Origin of the sequence: Tabrizicola sp. (assembly GCF_031377265.1) — a bacterium.
Taxonomy (GTDB): domain Bacteria; phylum Pseudomonadota; class Alphaproteobacteria; order Rhodobacterales; family Rhodobacteraceae; genus JAUYQR01.
This window is the reverse complement of record NZ_JANMET010000306.1, coordinates 1-5,576: the sequence shown is the minus strand read 5'-3', so window position 1 is coordinate 5,576 and position 5,576 is coordinate 1. Positions and strand designations below refer to the sequence as shown.

Annotated in this window: 5 protein-coding genes; 4 read left to right on the top strand and 1 reads right to left on the bottom strand. The window is 61.0% G+C overall.

The features are described from left to right. A partial coding sequence (gene mnmA / locus RMO18_RS16785; RefSeq protein ID WP_309667449.1) for a tRNA 2-thiouridine(34) synthase MnmA occupies nucleotides 1-1,121 on the bottom strand: 1,121 nt, incomplete at its 3' end. A gap of 125 nt (nucleotides 1,122-1,246) precedes the next feature. On the opposite strand from mnmA, the gene RMO18_RS16780 reads away from it, so the two are divergent. The 4 genes from RMO18_RS16780 to RMO18_RS16765 all read left to right on the top strand — a co-directional run. Next, nucleotides 1,247-1,525, top strand: a complete 279-nt coding sequence (locus RMO18_RS16780; protein ID WP_309667448.1) for a DUF1153 domain-containing protein — start codon at nucleotides 1,247-1,249, stop codon at nucleotides 1,523-1,525. 97 nt (nucleotides 1,526-1,622) lie between these two features. After that, entirely contained in the window at nucleotides 1,623-2,342 is a 720-nt protein-coding gene (gene ctrA, locus RMO18_RS16775; protein WP_309667447.1) for a response regulator transcription factor CtrA, read from the top strand. A 58-nt stretch (nucleotides 2,343-2,400) separates the two neighbouring features. Then, a complete protein-coding gene (gene ligA / locus RMO18_RS16770; protein WP_405054096.1) occupies nucleotides 2,401-4,518 on the top strand; it encodes an NAD-dependent DNA ligase LigA in 2,118 nt (705 codons plus the stop codon). Continuing rightward, on the top strand, nucleotides 4,515-5,576 hold a 1,062-nt coding region (locus RMO18_RS16765; protein WP_309667445.1), incomplete at its 3' end, for a DEAD/DEAH box helicase. The genes ligA and RMO18_RS16765, both read left to right, overlap by 4 nt.

The following is a 5,576-nucleotide window of genomic DNA, read 5'->3' as shown; positions in this document are numbered from 1 at the left end:
CAGCCGCCCCCAAAGATCCGTCCCCCCTCAGGGGCATAAAAGACGCAGGCCTGCCCGGCCGAAACCCCATCCTCGGCCTCGATCAATTCGACCTCCTCCTCGGTCGCCGACAGGGGCCGGATCACCGCCTCACGCGGGGGGCGGGTGGACCGGACCTTCACATCCAGATGCCACTCCGCCCGGCTCGCGAAAGGCTCGTCCCCCAGCCAGTTGATCTCCCTGACCGGAATCACCCGCGTCGACAGCGCCTCCTTCGGCCCGACGATGACCCGGCGGCTTGCAGGGTCCAGCCGGACCACATACAGCGGCTCGCCCAAGCCCCCGATCCCCAAGCCCCGGCGCTGCCCGATCGTGTAGTGGATCACCCCGCGATGCTCCCCCACCACGCGGCCCGCCAGATCCACGATCTCGCCCGGATCCGCAGACCCCGGCCGCAGCCTTTCAATCACCGCCGCATAGTCCCCGTTCGGAACGAAACAGATGTCCTGGCTGTCCGGCTTGTCGGCCACCGGCAAGCCGTACTTGGCCGCCAACGCCCGCGTCTCCGCTTTTGACTTCAGGTGACCCAGTGGAAAACGCAGGTAATCCAACTGCTCTGCAGTGGTCGGAAACAGAAAGTATGACTGATCCCGCGCCGCATCCGCCGCCTGGTGCAACTCCGCCCCAGCGGGCCCCATCTTGCGCTGAATGTAATGCCCCGTCGCCATGCAGTCGGCATCAAGGTCTCTCGCCGTGGCCAGCAGGTCCTTGAACTTCACCCGTTCGTTGCACCGAATGCACGGCACCGGCGTAGCACCGGAAAGATAGGCGTCGGCGAACTCTTCGATCACCGCCTCGCGGAACATGTTCTCATAGTCGAGCACGTAATGCGGAAATCCCATGGCCTCGGCCACACGGCGGGCGTCGTGGATGTCCCGGCCAGCGCAGCACGCACCCTTCTTGGCCAAAGCCGCACCGTGGTCGTACAATTGCAGCGTGACACCAACCACGTCATAGCCTTCGTCGGCCAGCATCGCCGCCACTACCGAACTGTCCACCCCCCCCGACATGGCAACAACAACCCGCGTCTGGGACGGAGGTTTCGGCAGGCCAAGAGAATTCATCGGCATATCGCGCGGCATCGGGCAGGTCCGGGTATAGTGAATGCTCTGCAATATATGAAAATGCCGCATACTCTCAACCCCCCGTTTCAGCATTGATTAAGGCTGTTCCGGCAGTCTGCGTGCAAATGAATGAGGGATGGCTCATGTATCTCAAACGCGTCGACGGCCCGCGCAACATCACCTTGCCAGACGGAACGGTGATCAGCCGTGCCGATCTGCCTGCACAAAACACCACGCGCTGGGTCGCCAGCCGCAAGGCGATTGTGGTTCGGGCCGTAGTGTACGGCCTGATCACGCAGACCGAGGCCCAGGAACGTTACGCTCTTTCGGAAGAAGAGTTTGCACTATGGCGATCCGCGGTGGAACGTCATGGCGAACAAGGCCTGAAAGTCACAGCGATACAGAGATTCAGACAACTTTAGATTGTTTATTACTCGCGCTCACGCATAGTAACGCTCGGTTAACCATTGCCCGCCAATCTCGTTAATGATGAACACACTGGAGCGGAGTTTTAACCAGATGCGCATTCTGCTTGTAGAAGACGACCCGACCACTTCAAAAAGCATCGAACTGATGCTGACCCATGCAAACCTCAACGTCTATTGCACTGACATGGGGGAGGATGGCGTTGATCTTGCAAAGCTTTATGACTACGATCTGATTCTTTTAGACCTTAACCTGCCAGACATGAGCGGGCATGAAGTGTTGCGACAGATTCGCGTCGCAAAGGTTGAAACCCCGATTCTCATCTTGTCCGGGTCGGATGACACGGAAAACAAGCTTAAAGGGTTCGGTTTTGGCGCTGACGACTACATGACCAAGCCGTTTCACCGCGAAGAACTGGTCGCGCGTATCCACGCGATCATCCGGCGGTCCAAAGGGCATAGCCAATCGATCATCAAGACCGGCAAGGTTGCGGTCAACCTCGACGCAAAGACGGTCGATGTTGAAGGCAAGACGGTGCATTTGACCGGCAAGGAATATCAGATGTTGGAGTTGTTGAGCCTGCGCAAGGGCACAACCTTGACCAAGGAAATGTTCCTCAATCACCTCTATGGCGGCATGGACGAGCCGGAATTGAAGATCATCGACGTGTTCATTTGCAAGTTGCGCAAAAAGCTTGCTGAAGCGACCGGTGGCATGAACCACATCGAGACTGTTTGGGGGCGTGGCTATGTCTTACGCGACCCGAGTGCAGCGTCGATGCTGGCCGCGCCGCGACTTGCTGCCAGCGCCTGATCTTTACCTCTGCCCTGGTCCGCCCTAACCTTACCGCGCAATCGATGCGGGGGAAGTGATGGCGGACAAAGCGGTGGAGGCATTGACGGAAGCCGAAGCCCGGGCGGAACTTGCAGTGCTGGCCAACCGCGTTCTCGCGGCGAATGAAGCCTATCATACGCTTGACGCACCCGAGATTTCAGATGCCGATTATGATGGGCTGAAGCGGCGCAATGCAGCAATCGAGGCGCGCTTCCCGCATCTGAAACGCGTGGATTCTCCTTCCGACCTGGTTGGGGCGGGGGTCGCCGAAGGATTCGGAAAGATCGCTCATTCCGTTCGGATGTTGTCCCTCGAGAATGCCTTCGAGGCCACCGAAGTCAGCGAATTTGATCAACGTGTGCGCAAGTATCTGGGAATGACCCAGCAGGTCGACTACACAGCAGAGCCAAAGATCGACGGTCTGTCGCTTTCCCTGCGCTACGAACACGGCGTTCTGGTGCAGGCAGCGACGCGCGGCGACGGTGCAATGGGCGAAAACGTTACCGAAAACGCCCGCACAATTGCTGACATTCCTCAACATCTGACCGGCGCGCCCGAAATTCTTGAGGTGCGTGGCGAAGTCTATATGTCACATGCGGACTTTGCGGCATTGAACACCCGGCAGGCAGCGAAGGGGGAAAAAACTTTCGCAAACCCGCGCAACGCTGCTGCGGGCAGCTTGCGGCAGCTGGACGCCACGATCACCGGCGCACGCCCGCTTAGGTTTTTTGCCTACGCCTGGGGCGCTTTGTCCGAGCCGCTGGCGCAAACCCAACTCCGGGCAATCCAGCGGCTGCGTGCGCTTGGGTTTCAGACCAACCCGCTGACGGTTCTGTGCGACGGGCCTGACGCGATGCTGGCCCAGTACCGGCTGATCGAGGCGCAGCGTGCGACGCTTGGCTATGATATCGACGGGGTTGTCTACAAGGTTAACGAACTTGCCCTGCAGGCAAGGCTCGGATTCCGGTCGTCGACCCCCCGCTGGGCCATTGCGCACAAGTTTCCAGCCGAGCTGGCCTGGACGCGGCTTGAGGCGATCGACATTCAGGTCGGGCGGACCGGGGCGCTGAGCCCGGTGGCGCGGCTGACGCCGGTAACGGTGGGGGGCGTGGTCGTGTCAAACGCGACCTTGCACAATGAGGATTACATCGCCGGGCGTGATGCAAAGGGCAATCCGATCCGCGATGGCAAAGACATCCGGGTTGGCGACTGGGTGCAGGTGTTTCGCGCTGGGGACGTGATCCCGAAGGTCGCGGATGTGGATCTTTCAAAGAGAAGTAGCACTGCCCAACCATATGATTTTCCATCGACCTGTCCTGAATGCGGGAGCCCGGCCCCGCGCGAGGAAGGCGATGCCGTGCGCCGCTGTACTGGCGGGTTGATCTGTCCGGCACAGGCGGTGGAGCGGTTGAAACACTTCGTCTCGCGCGGGGCGTTCGACATTGAAGGCTTGGGGGCAAGACAGATAGAGATGTTCTTCCGCGACACCCAGTTGCCGGTCAAAGCCCCAGCCGATATCTTCACGCTTGCGGCAAGGGATACGGCCAACCCATTGCAAAAGCTTAAAAACCGTGACGGATTCGGGGAAAGATCGGTCGCCAACCTGTTTGCGGCGATCGAGGCGAAGCGCCATATACCGCTTGATCGGTTGATCTTTTCGCTCGGGATCAGGCATGTCGGCGAGGCGGCGTCGGCGTTGCTGGCGCGCCACTATGGCACCTGGGCCGCCTTTGAGACGGCTGTCACAGCGGCTGTTCCGGGAAGCGCCGAGTGGGCCGAATTGATGGGGATCGATGGAATCGGAAACGTGCTGGCAACTAGTCTTGTCGACGCCTTTCGCAATCCAGCTGAACGCAGTGCAATTGATGCATTGGCCGCACATCTGACGGTGCAGCCTGTGGTCACGCGCGCCCCGACGGACAGCCCGGTCGCCGGATTGACTGTGGTATTCACCGGAACTCTGGAAAAGATGACGCGCGCTGAAGCCAAGGCCCGGGCCGAAGCTTTGGGGGCAAAGGTCGCGGGGTCCGTCAGCGCAAAGACGGATATTGTTGTCGCTGGGCCGGGGGCCGGGTCGAAGGCCAAGGATGCCACGCGTCTGGGCGTGCGGCTGATTGACGAGGACGGGTGGCTAGCCCTCATCGGCGCGCCATGAGCCGACCGGAGGTTCTGTTCCCGCTTTATGCCGAATTGGAAACGCTTGACGGTGTGGGTCCAAAGACCGCGAAGGCGTTTGAGGCGCTTGGCGTTCTTCGGCCCAAGGATCTGCTGTATGTGTTGCCGCACTCCGGGGTCGACCGAACGCGCCGCATGTCGGTCCGCGATGTGGTGCCACCGACCACACTGACCGTTGAGGTGGAGGTGGGCGGCCACTTTCCACCGCATCGCAAGGGTGGCCCATACCGCATCATGGTGCGCGATGCCCAGCTGGAGTTTGTGCTGGTGTTCTTTCATGCCCGTGCCGATTACCTGCACAAGCTGCTGCCCACCGGCCAACGGCGGCTGATTTCGGGGAAGGTGGAGCTGTTCGATGGTGTCGCGCAGATGGTGCACCCCGATCATGTGTTGCGGCCCGAAGAAGCCGCCGATTTGCCGGGCTATGAGCCGGTCTATCCGCTTGGCGCGGGGTTGACGCAACGGATCATGTCCAAGGCGGCTGCGTCGGCCTTGGCGCGCAGTCCCGACCTTGCAGAATGGATCGATCCGGCGCTGAAGGTGCGCGAAGGTTGGCCAGACTGGCGCGCAGCGCTGGTGCTGGTGCACAACCCGGCTGATGCCGCCGCTTTGGCGTATACGCACCCCGCACGGGCGCGTCTGGCCTATGACGAGTTGTTTGCGCATCAGCTGACCCTGTCATTGGCGCGGGAACAGATCAGGCGCGGCAAGGGAGTAGCAAGTGCCGGGACCGGCGCTTTGCAAGGTAAGGTGCTGGAAAGCCTGCCTTATGCGCCGACCAAGGCGCAGACCAGGGCGCTGGCCGAGATTGCGGCAGACATGGCATCACCGCTGCGGATGAACCGGCTGCTGCAAGGCGACGTTGGGTCCGGCAAAACGCTGGTGGCGTTTCTAGCACTGTTGATCGCGGTCGAGGCGGGCGGGCAGGGGGTGATGATGGCCCCTACCGAAATTCTGGCGCGGCAGCATTTCGAAGGGTTGGAGCCTTTGGCGGCTGCGGCGGGTGTGCGGCTGGTGCTGCTGACCGGGCGCGACAAG